Genomic DNA, 14,982 nt, shown 5'->3' with positions numbered 1-14,982 from the left:
GTTTCCCAACGGCGCGTGACACACTATGTCTATGAAAGAAGACGGCTGAATCGGCAAAAGCTCAATCAACTCAGCATCAGTACTTCTTTCTGGAGTTCCCTCCCCCGTGACGATCAATGTTCAAACAGTCAAACATCTTAATCTTCATACTGGGGTAGAACGCGGCGTGTCTGTTCGCGCAAGTAATTGTTAACTTCCCGGGCTGTCTCAAGCTGCAAGGCAGTTCGAGCAACCGTTATGGCTTCTTCAGTTCGAAACGACCTGATCAGTTGCTTCACTTCGGGCACATGGACTGAACCTGCTGAAATACAGCGCAGTCCCAAGCCAACCAGTAGCATGGTATAGTCCGGGTCGCCTCCCATTTCGCCACATACACTTACTTCGATGCCTTGTTTGTTAGCAGCATCGACTACCAGTTTGATCAACCGCAAGACGGCGGGATCAGCAGGGGTATACAGTGTTGCGACATTTTCATTGGTTCTGTCAGCAGCCAGGACATACTGGATCAAATCGTTCGTACCAATGGAGAAGAAGTCCACCTCCTTCGCCAGTTGTTCGGCCATGATCGCAGCCGATGGTACTTCAATCATGGTACCAATCTTGACCTTCCGTTGGAAGGTGTATCCGTCTTCTTCGAGGTCTTCCATGACATTTCTCAGTACATGTTTACTGTCACGCAGTTCTCTTAACGTGGAGATCATAGGGAACATAATTCGGACATCGGCATCCGGAATGGCCGTTGCCCTTAAGATCGCCCGTAACTGAGGTTTGAATAAATCAAGGTTTCTCAGGCACAGCCTGATACTGCGTACCCCTAGAAATGGGTTCTTCTCGGCATGTGTATATTCACCAAACTGGGTAAATTTATCTCCCCCCAGATCCAGTGTTCTAATAGTAACAGGCCGACCTGCCATTTGTTTAACGACATCTGAATAGGCAGCAAACTGCTCTTCTTCGTTTGGATGCTTGTTTTGGTCGAGATACAGGAATTCGGTACGGTACAGTCCAATTCCTTCACAACCACGTTCCAGACATAATGGAATCTCTTCGGGAATCTCGATATTACCCAGCAATTGAATTTTAACTTCATCCAGAGTTTCTGCAGACAAATCCCGAAGCTGAGCCAAATCTTCTTCATGGACTGCATAGGAAGCCCTGGCCCGCTCATAGCGCTCCAGAGTTTCTTCATCAGGCGAAAGGATCAGTAATCCCCTTCCGCCATCTACAATAACCCTATCACCACCCGAAACGAGATTGAGTATTCGACCCAGGCCAAAAACTACTGGTACCTGCAACAGGTCAGCAGCCAAAATGGCACTATGACTCGTCTTGCCACCATGCTCAGTGGCAACTCCCAGGATTTTTGTCCGGTCGATAGATAATATTTCACTTGGTGTCAAATCCTCTGCAAGTAAGACGACAGGCTGCGACAATTGCTCCAGTGGTTCGCGTCGCTTACCGAGCAGATGATGAAGTAGAAGTTTTTCCAGATCGCGCAAATCAACATCGCGAGCCGCAAAGTAATCTTTTTTGAGACTTGCCAGAAGATTGACACGTTTATTGATGATCTTGCTGACTGCATATTCCGGCGTGTACCCTGAATCACGAATATGTGATTCCACTTCCTGATGAAATCCGGGGTCTTCCATCATTGCCGCATGGGCACTGAATATTGCACTAACCTGCGCTCCTACAGCAACTTCCAGATCTGATGCACGCTGTCTGGCCTCTGCCGCTGCAGCTTCGAGTGCTTGTTTAAACCGAGCAATTTCGGAAGGGTAACTGCCACGAGCGATAAACCGATCCGGAATACGGTAAGATTCGGCATGCAGCACAAAGGCTGGGCCGATCGCTACTCCAGGTGCAACAGGTATTCCGGGTTTGCTATCCATATCAGGCGGCGATACTCATCAATGATGGTTAATCTTCAGGCAAAATCATTTCGGGGCAATCAGGAGCAAACAGAGCAGCCAGTGCTTCGAGTGCCTGTTCTGAATCGCCGGCACCATCCGTCTCCAGAGTGACAATAGCGCCTTTCTCAGCTCCCAACAGGAACATATCGAAAACATTGCGTGCACTTACTTTTCGCTCCTGGTAAACCAGAAATACTTCTGCCTGAAACCTCCTTGCTTTCTGAGCAATGATAGTAGCTGGACGAACGTGCAGACCCACTGGAAAGTGAATCTCCACCTTTCGTTCTTTACTAGCATTACCCGTCATCGAACCTTGCTCCCAGTTCGTTTGAGCTATCTTGCTGCGATGCCATCCGCTTCACAAAGTAGCTGCCAGATTTCATCACCAGTCTTGGCTTGCAAGAGTGTTTGACAAAACTTCTCATCCCGCAGCAGCCTGGAAACCGCTTCCAGTGCCCGTAAGTGTTCACCAGGCCGCTCGGGAGCATAAAGCAGCATGACAAAGATGTTTACCGGATCGTTATCGAGACTCTCAAAGGCAATACCAGCTGGCGCTATGCCAACAGTGCCTATGAGTTTGCCAACACTTTCGTGTTTGGCATGGGGGATTGCCACACCTCGACCTATACCAGTTGACCCGAGTTGTTCCCGACGGGTGATGGCTTTGACAATGTTTTCTTCATCCGATTCAGCCACCTTCCCGGTTGATTTCAGGCTCGCAACCAGTTCTCGAATGACGGCATCCTTGGTACCGGCGTGGATGCCAGGCACAATAGCTTCTCGGATGACAAAATCAGTAATGCGTATGCTCATAGGTAAAACGCTGACTCCCGGTCTGACAGCCCCTTATGGGTTACCGATAATATCGCCAGCAGCTGGGGCGCGACGATGATCCTGTATCTTCTCTTTATACTTGCGAATCTGATGCTCCATCTTGGCCAATGCTTTGTCCAAGCCGACAAAGATATCAACATCACTGTCTTTTGCCACAAAATCATGCTTGTGTTCTGCATTTAACTGTATTTCAACATCTTTCGGTCCGTGCTGATGTTCCAGATTGACGGTTACATTTATTGACTCAACTCGACTGAAATAATGGAGTAACTTACCCACTTTAGCTTCTATTTGTGTTTGATGTTCCGCTGACAAATGCCCATGACGAGCCGTCACGACGATTTGCATACGTTTCTCCAATTAGTTTGCTGTGTTAGTGTAAGGCACATGGGCAATGTCAGCAAGCAAATCCTTAACCAGAGTAATTGTGAAACTTCATTGTCATCTGAACAACTAACTGCAAGCCGGATTGGGCTTTGCGCGTTTTCGGGGTTGTGGTATCCACTTGAAATAACTGTATCGAGATTCTGGAGGTTGGTATGGATACCGGCCCAATTCGTCATATCAGCGGCCTGTTTGCGCTTCTTGTAATGAGCGGCCTGATGATCTCAGCTACTGCCCAACCCCCAACGTCCAACCATCATCGTGACAGTTTTGAACAAGGCACAATGGCCTGGCGATCTGGTACTGCTGATGCACCATTCCAGGAAAACCGCCATCAGATATCCAATACCGTTGCGCACACGGGAACTCATTCAGAACATATCCATCTTATCGCAAAATCCGGAACAAACATCTACTACTGGTATGGATTGCCACGTACTGAAATCGTAGAGGACATGCTGATCAGTGTCTGGATCAAAGCCAATCGTCCTGGACTTAAGATTGCTGCAAGAGTCGTGCTTCCACGTGAACGCAACAGCAAAAATCTGGATCAGCCGGTTACGATGCTCGTCGTTGGCGATATGTATGTCCAATCTGGCCAGTGGCAACAACTCTGGCTTCGTAACCCTTTGAAAGAGGTTGCTTCACAGGTTTCGCTATTACAAGGTGAGTTGAATCGCAAAGTCAATGTCGAGGGTGCCTATTTTGATCAACTGCAACTCAATGTGTATAGCGGACCAGGTGAGCACCTGGTCTGGATCGATGATGTGGAAGTCAGTCCAGTTTTGAACATTTCTACCAGTGAACCCAAAAATACCTCCACACCAACCAGTATTACTCCGATGCGCAACAATACTCCCTTGGTAGAACTGACTCGAAACAAACTGATGGTCAACAAGCAGACCTTCTTTATGCGAGGTATTCGCTACACCGACACCAACTCACTGAAAAATCTACGCGAGATTGGTTTCAATACACTGTGGATAGACAGTAAAACCCCAGAGTCAGTACTGACATCCGCCGTTCGCGAAGGCTTCTGGCTGATCCCGGAGTTGCGACCGCCAACCGGTGGTCTGGCTGCATTGACCAGCGTTTCCTTGCGTAACGAGATAGATCGCTTTCCTCGCACTGATCATGTCCTAGCCTGGCAATTGAGTGGTGAAAGTGGACTGACAACTGACCAGGCAGATATCGTCAGCAAATCGCTCCGTGGATCACGTACTCAAGGACAACTCTATTCTGGGTCTGTGTGGAATGGTTACCGCCAATACAGCCAGCATCTCGAAATGATCGGTGTCCATCGCTGGCCACTGATGACTACCCTGAATCCCATTGAATATCGCGATTGGCTGGTGAGCCGAACCCGTCTGGCTCAGCCTGATGCCTATTTCTGGACCTGGGTTCAAACTCATGTACCTGAATCTACGAAAGTTATGCTTACGGGTGTTGAACGAACCAAAAATCAAGCTGATTTGGGGCCTAATCCCGGGCAAATTCGTTTGATGTCATTTTTGGCACTGTCAGCAGGTTATCGTGGACTCGGATTCTGGGCTGATGCATCGCTGAATGATGAAAAACTGGGCAAGGCTAGAAAACTCGAGTTGGCTTTATTGAACCAGCATTTCAACCTGCTGGAACCATTTCTGGCAACCATGCAAGACATCGTCTGGATCAATACACGCGATCCTCGCATCCATTGTGCAGTTGCCCGTTGTGAAGGTGGTTTCCTCGTATTGCCTATCTGGACTACACCAGACAACCAGTTTGTCATGGGTCCAAGTCATGTCAAGCATCTGCAACTCGTCATTCCTGGGGTTCCTATCGATTCACAGGTATACGAAGTAGTGCCTGGTGATTTACGCGCCTTGCATCATCGACGGGCAGCAGGTGGTGTAGAAGTGGTGATCCCCGAATTTTCGATTTGCACTGCCCTGCTCTGCACCAACGATGCCAACAAGATTGGAACGATTCAGCAGAAAGCACAACAGTCAGCACGCCAGACTGCACAGTGGGCCTATGATGCCGCACGAGAGGAATTGACTACTGTAGAAGCAGTGCATGAACAGCTCAAATCACACGGCTTGAACAGGCCGTATGACCATCAACTTCGCGAACAGGCCTACAAGCATCTGCAAGATGCTTTTCAATCGTTTTCGCGTGGTAATCTCGCGGATCAACGTCTGTCTTATCAAGCAAGTCAGCGAAGTGGGCAATACATCAGACAACTGATGCGAAACCACTGGGATTACACAGTGAAAGGTCTTAGTAGTCCAGTGAGTTCGCCATACACATTGAGTTACTACACATTGCCTCGATATTACGACTGGCTGAAGCAAACCAATCAGGGGCAGTTGAGCGGAAACCTGCTGCGCGATGGAGATTGTGAAGCACCAGTTGGGCCGGTTCCAACGGGCTGGTCAATTAAGAAAGATACTCTGGATGAAGTTCTACTAGCTGAAGCCAGGGTGAGTGAATCTCCTCATGAAGGAAATCAATGCTGGAAACTGTCTATTACTCCAAAAGATCCCAATTATGCACCGGATGCTTTGGAACGTACTTTCCTGGCTTTGACTACCCCACCAGTTCAGTTGCCACCCGGAACCACCGTGAAATTGACAGGATGGTACCGCATCCCGCAACCCCTCAAAGCCAGTGCCGACGGATTACTGATCTATGATTCAGCCGGCACAGAAGCATTGGGGGTTCGGTTGTATCATTCCACCAATTGGAAAAAGATCGAATTGTATCGAACCGTCCCAAGTTCTGGACAGATTTCTCTCTCCATTGCATTAACTGGGATGGGAACTGTCTATCTCGATGATTTGAAAATAGAGTCGATCAATATTAATCCGGTTACACCAGGAGTTGAAAAAGTCTCGTCAACTACAGCCAATGTGCCAAAATAAGCTGTTATTTAACAGTAAAACCGCAACGAGCATATTCAGCGGGTAGAAGTTTATCCAAATTTCCCAAATTCTTTTTAGGCAAACATTTTATTCACCTCCCCTTCGTTGCCGATAACAAAGCTGGCATAACCAGAGTGTGCGATATTCGTGTCAAGACCAACTTGACCGAAAAGTTCAGCAAGCAACGCACCACTGAACCGATGTTCGCCATGAGGTTATGAAGTTGAAGTTTGCCAACACGCAGGGACCAGGTCCCGGGGCTTGATCTGACCCAAGAAACACCGATCAAGTCAGGGGCTATGACCTTGCATTGGATACAGGCATCTGCGTGATGCAGGGGGAGTTCCATGAAGCGCAAGATCGTTTGGTCGTTGACTGCGATGTTGGCCGGCACAGGTTTCGCCGCGGCCCAGGAAAATATTGAGTTAGCCTCCGTACGGATGGCTAGTGGTACAGCAGCCCGCACTGGTACCATTGCCCAGCACGATTGTGCTGTCGGATGCAGCAATGGAAACGGTTGCTCATCCTTTGGAAATGACTACCGTCTGTATGGCCGGGCCGAAGTGCTCGTGTGGCAGTTAGGCAGTACTTTCCGGAATAGTGGTATAGATTCATTGCCTGCTTTTCGGGATAGCATGCCATATGGCTTCCGATCAGCTTCCTATAACATCACCGATCCGCTGAATCCGATTCTTTTTGAAACCAAAGATATCTCCGGCGTTGCCAAGCTCGATCCCAGTATTCTGACAGGCTCAGGTCTGGATGGACAGGATCGCACCGGCGGCCGTATCACCATAGGTATGTTCCTCGACTCCAATCATGATTGGGGTGCTGAGTTCTCTTACTTTCAGCTGGAACGCAAGACCGTTGGGTTCCGAGGAACCGCTTCGGTCAATAATGTTCAGTTTCAGACGGGGTTAAGCGATGTCACCATTACCACGATCGTTTCCGGTGATCCACCACTTCCAGTCAATGTACTTACCGAAACACCTGTAGTTTTCGATGCGGATCTTGCAGCATCCATCGAAGGCAAAGCCAGTTCACAGCTATACGGCTTCGAAGCTAATGTGAATCACCGCGGCTTCACCATCGGCAACACCGTTGTCAGTGAGATATATGGTCTCCGTTACCTTGACCTGGAATTCAATCACGAGCTTACTCAATTCCTCAGCGTGACAGATGACCGTTACATCATTAATGAATTTGGCAATCCTACCACCAGCACTACTTTCCTGGGTGGACAATACCGTGCATACAATCAGTTTTATGCAGCTCAGGTAGGCGCCCGCTTCGATACTGATCTTGGCAGGTTCTTTCTGAATGGCTTTGGCAAGTTAGCATTTGGTGCTATGCGACAGAGCCTGTCAGCAGTCGAAGTGGTTGGCAACACTGATGTTAATATCCCCTTCGAAGTTTATCCTGCACCAACCATCTATAAAGAAGAACGCACCCGTCTAGCCTTTGCATTAGAAGGCAGCCTGAATGCAGGCTTCCACATCACGGAACATTGCAGTGTGTTCGCAGGGTACAATATCCTGGTGATGACACGCGTGGCTCAGATGAATGGCGGCGGTGCACCTTCTAACGGTGCAGGTACCATTGACCTGGGCACAGCCGCACAACCAATACCAGTCTCCAATATGTTCAAGGAAGGCCGATACTATGCACACGGTCTGAACCTGGGACTGGAACTCCGATATTAAGCAGCCCCACCGCCGCGACCGGGTTACACCGGTCGCGCTCCCCCAGGCCCACGGGCGTCCTCCCGTGGGCCTTTTACATTCATCTCTTCCAGAACCGATTCGTCATCAGCATGGGCAGCGTCGGAGTTTTCTTCCTGAGGTTGTTTCTTTTTCTTCTTCTTTTTCTTTCGCTTGGGTTCCTGCTGAAGAAGAAATGCCATGCGCCCCAACAAGCGACCATAGATCAACCAGACAGCGGCAAAGAGCGGGCCTGAGAACAGGCAAATCCATCCAAATCGTATTGTGAAATAGATGGCTACGCCTGCAATACCAAATAATACCAAGCTGATGACATACATCAGCAGGTAGTGATGTAGCTTGGCGAGCACTTTCTTAAACACGCCTTCGTGAATAAAGTTCCAAAATGTCAGCGAAGCTAGTCCACTGAATAGAAACAATGGGAAAAAGAAGAGAATGGACATCAACCACAGGTATGTGCCAATATCTAACACATTCAGGGCCAGAAATGGCGTAGACATCAGCATGGCGATAACAAAGTAGTACCCAATCCTCAGCATGGTGACGACATTTTCTTTCCACCCATCTGTTGACCAGTCAACTGCCAAGCTACCTGCCGAGGTAAAAGTAATTGTGTTCGACCAACAGGCGGCGCCATATGACAGGGTAAACAAGATAAACACTGCTGAAGCCATACCAATAGCACCAACGCCCACCTGGGCCATCATGCTGCCAGATTCCAGTACATATGCCATCAACCTAAAGAGCAGAAATATTAATCCGAAAAAGATGGATAGCCATATCCACGGAGGAAGATTTCGAGGCTGCCACGGAAAAGTAAAGACACCATCAATGAACAGTGCCTTCGGGACTTCGTCGAGCTTGACACGGTTCTCTTCTGCAGAACTCAAACGGTAGAGATGGGTATCGGATGTTGGCTTATCCAATTCAGAACTTGGCTGAGGTGAAGATTCTGTTGTTTTCTTTTTCTTCTTTTTCTTTACTGCAGCTCCAATCGACGAAATCTGGCTCGAAGACAAATCCTCTTCGTCTTCCTGCGTAGCCAGGCGTGCAACTGGAGCGGGTTGTACAACAGCGGGTTCTTGTTGAACAGGCTTGGGAGCTTCCGTTTTCACTTCCACTTTGACTTCATCGCCAAACAGTGGATCGATTTCTGTTTTGAAAGACAAAACTTTATCATCATTCGTTGGAGCAGGTGCGGACAAATCAATGACAGCTGGCGGAAGCGGCTTGTTGTCGCCTTTCTTTTCAGGCGTTGGTGGTTGTGTACTGACAGGCGATTGATCCCACTCTGCTGATCGCGTAACTCCCGGTGTCTTGGGCAAATCAGGCTCGAATGCCAAAGAGTAGACGCCACTTTCCTCCTCTTCCTGCTTCGCCTGGTTGGTTGCTGTCACTGATCCAGTTGTGCCATCCGTTTGACTGAGGGCGTAGGAAGAGACTTCAGATTCTTGCTTCGACATCAAGGTAGCGGGTTCAGGCCATTCTTCATCGAGTGGCTCACCATCGACCAGATCAGCATCAAAAGATAGTGCTTTAGGGATAGGAGCCGGTATGCGAGAACCGCATGAGGGGCATTTCCCTCGCATATGCGTATATTCATTCTTGATGCGTAATGTGGCCCAACAGGTGGAACACTTTAAGAGATACCAGGAATCCTTGGTCATCCGCAAAATCCATGAAAGGCTTTGTGTAGCTCTGCTTTCAAGCTTACCAGATCAGCATCCACTACCAACTCTACATTGGGAGTTTTTTTGGTGTGTCGATGTTCGATAACACACATGCCATGCGTTAACTCCCCTTGGGTTTCAATGTCCATGACACGCAGCTTAGTTGTAAAGAACTGGGGCCAAAGCATATAACAGATACCCGCAAGATCGGGCAGGATCAGCCCTTCAATACCACAATGTTCCGCTGATGCCCGTAAGCCACCGGGAACCAATCGTCGGAGAAGGTTGTTTACCGATGAATTTCCCGCCAACAGTTCATCGAGTTCTGCAGGTGAAAAAGCAAAACGACGAGAGATATCAAGCGGGATCAGTACAAGAGGGATACCACACTGTATTACCTTGCGGGCAGATAAAGCATCTGCATGGAAGTGATGCTCTGATATCGGACCTGCATCTCCTGCTTCCTGGTAGACACCACCAACAATGACCAGGCCCTTCAAATGAAAGGGCAATTCAGGATCTCGTTCCAAAGCAAGTGCCAACACAGTTGCAGGTCCAAGCAATACGATGTGCGCTTCGTGATGATATTTTTTCGCTTCTTCCACAATGACTTTATCCGCAGGCAGGCTATGCAACTTCTTTACCGAAGATAGCTTCAGCCCACCCAGACCATGCGCTCCACACATACGCTGCCCAAATGGCTCAAACGAAACAGGTATTGCATGACCAATTCGAGGCAGCCTTTGCGGATCAAAATGTTCCACCAGATTGTGCAGGTTTTCTGAGGCTTGCTCCGCAGATACATTCCCTGCAGTCGCTGCCAAAGCAACCACGTCAAGTTCATGATGAAACAGACCCAGGGCGATAGCAAAAGCCGTGTCTATGCCAGGATCGCCAATGATAATGGTCTTTTTCGACATGGAAGCTGTCAGGAAGAAGAGAGGTACTTTTGACTGACTAACTGCAATAATTGCAGTGCACGATACGCTCTGCCTGAGCGTACCACCTCCTGTGACCATTGTACACATTCACTTAGTGTTTTTTCCGGATGAGTGACATGCAAACTGGCTGCTGCATTAGCCAGTACCCAGGGCAAACCGGGAACTGATTCATTTTGTAGAATTCTTTTGATCTGATCTGCACTTTCACTCGCATCAGAACAGCGGATCGACTCTATGGATTGCGGTTCAAACCCAAAATCACTGGGCGACCACGACATTTCACGAATAGTCCCATCTGAAATCAGAAACACCTGAGTAGCCCCTTGCAGTGAGACTTCATCCAATCGAGGATCGCCATGTACCACCGCAGCCCGTTCTACACCCAATGATAAAAGTGCTTCAGCCATGGGACGCAGATACTCTCTGCTGCCTATACCCATGACCTGGCGTTGAACCATTGCCGGATTGCACAAAGGGCCTAGCAGATTAAAAATAGTGGGAAAACCCAGTTGCTTCCTGATTGGCGCCATGGCTCGCAGCCTGGGGTGGAACCTTGGGGCAAAGCAGAAACCAATGCCCGCTTCATCAAGACAAGCCTTAACTCCTTCTGAAGGAATATCCGTGTGAACTCCCAATATATTCAAAACATCTGAACTGCCTGACGAACTGGAAACCGACCGGTTGCCATGCTTGGCAACTTTCACACCAGCGCCAGCAACAACAAATGCTGCTGCAGTGCTGATGTTCAAGGTGCATTGATGATCGCCACCGGTTCCACAGGTATCGAGCAGAGGTTCAGGATACTCGATGGTTGTCATACGATCCCGCAACAGACTGGCTGCCTGTGCCAGCATTTCTCCCGTTACTGGAAGTCCTCGCATGGAACTTAAGAGATTTCTGCTCTCGTCATCAGACAATTGACCATCCAGCATTTTCACAAACCGATCATCAATCATGCAAAACTCAAAAAAAGGGATGGTTGACATAAATGAAGTAATCTAGTGAATATTTGACACAGATTAAGATTTTTTGTACATGTACACTTTACCACCCGTGCAAGACTGTTATACACTGTACAGTACATCACTCAGTCCCCTTTTTGCAAGAGGCGATCATGCGAGTTGCCAGCGATCAATTGACTGAACGACAACTGGATATCTACGAGTTCATTCGCGAAAAGATTGATGAACGCGGATATGGACCAACCGTGCGAGAGATTGCCAATCGCTTTAAGATCAAATCTCCGAATGGGGTGATGTGCCACCTTAAGGCACTGGAAAAGAAAAATTTCATTGAACGGGAAGGATTTTCAGCTAGAGCCATTCACATTGTCGGTTACAAACCGGGCAGTGTGACTTTGCCAATGCTGGGTGTAGTCTCTGCTGGTGCTCCCGTTTCCACCATCGAACTGAATGAACAACTGGAACTAGGGGAATTGTTTAAAGCCGATAACAACTTTGTACTTCGAGTATCGGGTGAATCGATGATCGAAGATCACATTCAAAATGGCGATTACGTAGTTATCAAGAAGCAGGAAACAGCCAAGAATGGTGAACGGGTTGTTGCCTGGGTGGATGGCGAAACCACGTTAAAGAAGTTCTACAAGGAAAACAAACGCATTCGTCTGGAACCCTGCAACGGTGCGATGAAACCTATCTATGTTGATCACGTCAAAGACATTCGTGTGCTGGGTGTCCTCGTCGGCGTACTTCGTAAAGTATAATGCAATCTGATTTACCTTCGAGAGCACGAGTTGAACAAGTGTATCAACTCGTGTTTTTGTTTGAGTTCATCATGGTTGTTGCTGGCACCTGAACGCAAACTTTGATACTATTCTCTCAGTGTCATCCCCACTGTGGTGAGAGTTTTATGAACAGCAATGCAACGCCGATTTCTATACCCAAGCTCACACGACGAGACGTTTTACACTTAGGTGCAGCCGGACTGATAACGTCTACCTGTCTTGGATCCTCAGAATCTCCCGTCACACGAGATGCGTTTCGCTGTATCTTCATCAACCTGGTTGGTGGACCAAGCCATATTGATACTTGGGACCCAAAGCCCAATGCCCCGCTGGAATATCGTGGCCCATTTAAGGCAATTCGTACCAGTATTCCAGGCATGCAGTTCACCGAACTCTTCCCACGTTTAGCACAACAGGCACACCGGCTTGCAGTGGTGCGTTCGGTTTTTCATCAGGAACCACCGATTCACGAAACTGGCCTGCAGTTGGTTCAACAGGGGAAGCTAGGCCAGTACCCGCATGTAGTAAAGGAACTGCCTGCAAAACAGGAAAGCCTGCTCATTCCGTGTCAAATCGAAAATACAGGGGTTGAGTTGAGTCGGGGTCAAGATGGATTTCGATCCATAGCGCCAAACACTGCTATAAGGCTCGGAAAAGAAACCAACAAGATGCAAGAAGCCTTTGGTCAACATGCTTTTGGTCAATCCTGCCTGCTCGCCAGGCAGGCCATTGAACAGGGGCATCAGCATGTTGTCATTAATATGTTCAACACGGTTTACGATTCACTTTCATGGGATTGCCATGCTGATGGTGCTTCACTGAACACCACGCTACAGGATTATAAGAACACGGTAGCACCCATGTTTGATGCCACATTCACGACGTTGATCGCTAACTTGGAACAACGGGGATTGTTGTCTTCCACTTTAGTAGTGGCCTGCGGTGAATTTGGTCGCTCGCCCAAAATCAACTTACGTGGCGGACGTGACCACTGGACTGGTGTTTGGTCGGCTCTCTTTGCCGGTGGTGGAGTTCGAGGCGGACAGGTCATTGGCAGTTCAGACCGATTGGGCATGGAACCAGCCAGCCGACCGATTCATGCGAGTGCCATTGCCAATACCGTTCGCTATGCTGCAGGCTTGCGTACCACTACAGCACTGCCATATGGCGAACCGATTACGGAATTGTTCAGCAGCCCAAGCTCAAGCTAACCAGGCTGGGACTTCACCCGCAGGTGGCAGCTTCACCAGGTGCATCGTACGAATGTGCTGATGGTTTCGGACCTCATTCAATGCTGCCTCTGTTGGTAGATTGTCGAGATTGAGGACTGCCACTGCTTCGCCCCCCTTCTCTTTTCTGCCTACTACCATTTGGGCAATGTTGACACCATGATGCCCAAAGACAGTTCCAATGTAGCCGATGAGGCCGGGCAAATCACGGTGAGTGAAGAGCAACAGGTTGCCATCAAGATAACTTTCCAGATTGAAGCCATCGATCTGAACCAGACGTAAATAATCGTTGCCAAATAACGTGGCTGAAACTTGATGAGTCACTTTATCAGTAACCATGCTGGCCGTGATGAGTGTATTGAAGTCGCCCCTGCCAGGATTATGCTCTTCGATAATATCAATGCCTCGCTCGCGAGCTACCAACACTGCATTAACAGGTGTCAACATTTCGCTAAGATGCGTTTCCATCAGCCCGGTCGCCAGTGCAGCCGACAGCCAGGACATGGCTGAACCTGTCAATTCACCGCGGAACGTGAGTGATACTTTCTTGATCGATCCTTCCTGAATTTGGGCAAGAAGAAGTCCCATGCGGCGGGCTGCATCAAGGTATGGACGTAGCTGTTGCAATGTCGCGCGATCTACAGCGGGCAGGTTAACTGCAGAATTCACCTGGCCTTTGGTGAGATAATCAACCAGAAGATGAGCAGCTTCGAGCGCCACTGATTTCTGTGCTTCACTGGTAGATGCCCCCAAGTGAGGCGTCAGCACCACATTAGATAGTGAACGAAGCGGATGATCTGCTGGTGGCGGCTCTTCTACAAAGACATCAAGCCCGGCACCAGCCAGGTGACCCGACTTCAATGCATCAGCCAGGGCATGTTCATTGATGATACCACCGCGAGCACAGTTAATGATCCGGCTGCCCTTTTTCATCAAAGCCAGTTCTGCAGCCCCAATGAGGTCTTTGGTTTCTTCAGTGAGTGGCACATGAATAGTTACCAGGTCCGCCTGCTTTAAGACTGTCTGCACATCCGACGCTGCTTCAAACCCCATTGCCTGGATCCGGTCAGCAGTAAGTACAGGATCATACCCTACCACTTTCATTTCCATGACCAGTGCTCGTTTAGCAACTTCACGGCCAATGCGCCCCAAGCCAATAACACCTAGTGTCTTTCCGGCCAGTTGGGTGCCAACGAATTTGCTACGATCCCACCCGCCCTGATGCATGACAAGATCAGCTGGTGCAGTGTGCCTCATCAAAGCAAAGATCAACGCCCAGGTTTGCTCACAGGTGCTGATGGTATTGCCACCAGGCGTGTTCATCACAATCACGCCCTTGCGGGTTGCCGTGGCAATGTCAATATTGTCTACTCCGACACCAGCACGCACAATCGCCCGTAACTTTCCGGGGGTTTCCAGTAAATCTGCTGTGATTCGGGTACCACTGCGAACGATGGCTCCATCGGCTGCCTGTAATGCTGCCTTCAGTTCATCCCCTTTCATTCCCGGACGATTATCGACTTCGATATCTGCATTTTGAAGAATGGTTAAGCCATCTGCTTCCATCTTGTCGCAAATAAGAACACGAGGCATCCGATGCTCCTCAGGTGAAGTTATGATTCGAGTTGAAACTTACAAGT

At 48.8% G+C, this 14,982-nt stretch carries 12 protein-coding genes; 4 read left to right on the top strand and 8 right to left on the bottom strand.

All coding sequences use genetic code 11. The features are described from left to right. Positions 1-137: 137 nt before the first annotated feature. From ptsP to raiA, 4 genes are read right to left on the bottom strand one after another with little or no spacing between them, the layout of a single operon-like run. Positions 138-1,892, bottom strand: a complete 1,755-nt coding sequence (gene ptsP, locus JNJ77_18385; protein ID MBL8824561.1) for a phosphoenolpyruvate--protein phosphotransferase — start codon at positions 1,890-1,892, stop codon at positions 138-140. 28 nt (positions 1,893-1,920) lie between these two features. Then, positions 1,921-2,220, bottom strand: a complete 300-nt coding sequence (locus JNJ77_18380; GenBank protein ID MBL8824560.1) for an HPr family phosphocarrier protein — start codon at positions 2,218-2,220, stop codon at positions 1,921-1,923. 26 nt (positions 2,221-2,246) lie between these two features. Then, on the bottom strand, positions 2,247-2,720 hold the full coding sequence (locus JNJ77_18375; GenBank protein ID MBL8824559.1) for a PTS sugar transporter subunit IIA: 474 nt from the start codon (positions 2,718-2,720) through the stop codon (positions 2,247-2,249). 39 nt (positions 2,721-2,759) lie between these two features. Then, entirely contained in the window at positions 2,760-3,095 is a 336-nt protein-coding gene (raiA, locus tag JNJ77_18370) for a ribosome-associated translation inhibitor RaiA (protein ID MBL8824558.1), read from the bottom strand. A 191-nt stretch (positions 3,096-3,286) separates the two neighbouring features. Between raiA and JNJ77_18365 the strand changes: the two genes are divergently transcribed. Together JNJ77_18365 and JNJ77_18360 are read left to right on the top strand one after the other, a co-directional pair. Continuing rightward, a complete protein-coding gene (locus tag JNJ77_18365) occupies positions 3,287-6,037 on the top strand; it encodes a hypothetical protein (GenBank protein ID MBL8824557.1) in 2,751 nt (916 codons plus the stop codon). 347 nt (positions 6,038-6,384) lie between these two features. Further along, positions 6,385-7,740, top strand: coding sequence for a BBP7 family outer membrane beta-barrel protein (locus JNJ77_18360; GenBank protein ID MBL8824556.1), 1,356 nt, complete (start codon positions 6,385-6,387; stop codon positions 7,738-7,740). A 23-nt stretch (positions 7,741-7,763) separates the two neighbouring features. Here the strand turns inward: JNJ77_18360 and JNJ77_18355 are convergent, their stop codons facing one another. From JNJ77_18355 to trpD, 3 genes are read right to left on the bottom strand one after another with little or no spacing between them, the layout of a single operon-like run. Further along, positions 7,764-9,425 carry a hypothetical protein gene (locus tag JNJ77_18355; protein MBL8824555.1) on the bottom strand — a complete coding sequence of 554 codons (1,662 nt, stop codon included), beginning with the start codon at positions 9,423-9,425 and terminating at the stop codon, positions 7,764-7,766. After that, positions 9,422-10,348, bottom strand: a complete 927-nt coding sequence (locus JNJ77_18350) for a nucleoside hydrolase (protein MBL8824554.1) — start codon at positions 10,346-10,348, stop codon at positions 9,422-9,424. Before JNJ77_18350 ends, JNJ77_18355 begins: the two co-directional genes overlap by 4 nt. An 8-nt stretch (positions 10,349-10,356) precedes the next feature. Next, positions 10,357-11,325, bottom strand: a complete 969-nt coding sequence (gene trpD, locus JNJ77_18345) for an anthranilate phosphoribosyltransferase (GenBank protein MBL8824553.1) — start codon at positions 11,323-11,325, stop codon at positions 10,357-10,359. Positions 11,326-11,483: 158 nt separating this feature from the next. Here trpD and lexA point away from each other — a divergent pair, with 158 nt between their 5' ends. Together lexA and JNJ77_18335 are read left to right on the top strand one after the other, a co-directional pair. Continuing rightward, on the top strand, positions 11,484-12,092 hold the full coding sequence (lexA, locus tag JNJ77_18340) for a transcriptional repressor LexA (protein MBL8824552.1): 609 nt from the start codon (positions 11,484-11,486) through the stop codon (positions 12,090-12,092). Positions 12,093-12,238: 146 nt separating this feature from the next. Next, entirely contained in the window at positions 12,239-13,324 is a 1,086-nt protein-coding gene (locus JNJ77_18335; GenBank protein ID MBL8824551.1) for a DUF1501 domain-containing protein, read from the top strand. On the opposite strand, the gene JNJ77_18330 is transcribed toward JNJ77_18335, so the two are convergent. Next, complete coding sequence (locus JNJ77_18330; GenBank protein MBL8824550.1) at positions 13,316-14,935, bottom strand: phosphoglycerate dehydrogenase; 1,620 nt, start codon at positions 14,933-14,935, stop codon at positions 13,316-13,318. The genes JNJ77_18335 and JNJ77_18330 overlap by 9 nt on opposite strands. Positions 14,936-14,982: the final 47 nt, after the last annotated feature.

Source organism: Planctomycetia bacterium, assembly GCA_016795155.1.
In the GTDB taxonomy this organism is placed as follows: domain Bacteria; phylum Planctomycetota; class Planctomycetia; order Gemmatales; family HRBIN36; genus JAEUIE01.
Note: the sequence above shows the minus strand (reverse complement) of the source record. Positions and strands in the feature narration are given on the sequence as shown.

Bases quoted from the DNA above. Each gene is read 5' to 3' on its own strand.
- ptsP (MBL8824561.1), bottom strand. From the start codon at position 1,892: ATGGATAGCAAACCCGGAATACCTGTTGCACCTGGAGTAGCGATCGGC.
- JNJ77_18380 (MBL8824560.1), bottom strand. From the start codon at position 2,220: ATGACGGGTAATGCTAGTAAAGAACGAAAGGTGGAGATTCACTTTCCA.
- raiA (MBL8824558.1), bottom strand. From the start codon at position 3,095: ATGCAAATCGTCGTGACGGCTCGTCATGGGCATTTGTCAGCGGAACAT.
- JNJ77_18365 (MBL8824557.1), top strand. From the start codon at position 3,287: ATGGATACCGGCCCAATTCGTCATATCAGCGGCCTGTTTGCGCTTCTT.
- JNJ77_18360 (MBL8824556.1), top strand. From the start codon at position 6,385: ATGAAGCGCAAGATCGTTTGGTCGTTGACTGCGATGTTGGCCGGCACA.
- JNJ77_18355 (MBL8824555.1), bottom strand. From the start codon at position 9,425: ATGACCAAGGATTCCTGGTATCTCTTAAAGTGTTCCACCTGTTGGGCC.
- JNJ77_18350 (MBL8824554.1), bottom strand. From the start codon at position 10,348: ATGTCGAAAAAGACCATTATCATTGGCGATCCTGGCATAGACACGGCT.
- trpD (MBL8824553.1), bottom strand. From the start codon at position 11,325: ATGATTGATGATCGGTTTGTGAAAATGCTGGATGGTCAATTGTCTGAT.
- lexA (MBL8824552.1), top strand. From the start codon at position 11,484: ATGCGAGTTGCCAGCGATCAATTGACTGAACGACAACTGGATATCTAC.
- JNJ77_18335 (MBL8824551.1), top strand. From the start codon at position 12,239: ATGAACAGCAATGCAACGCCGATTTCTATACCCAAGCTCACACGACGA.
- JNJ77_18330 (MBL8824550.1), bottom strand. From the start codon at position 14,935: ATGCCTCGTGTTCTTATTTGCGACAAGATGGAAGCAGATGGCTTAACC.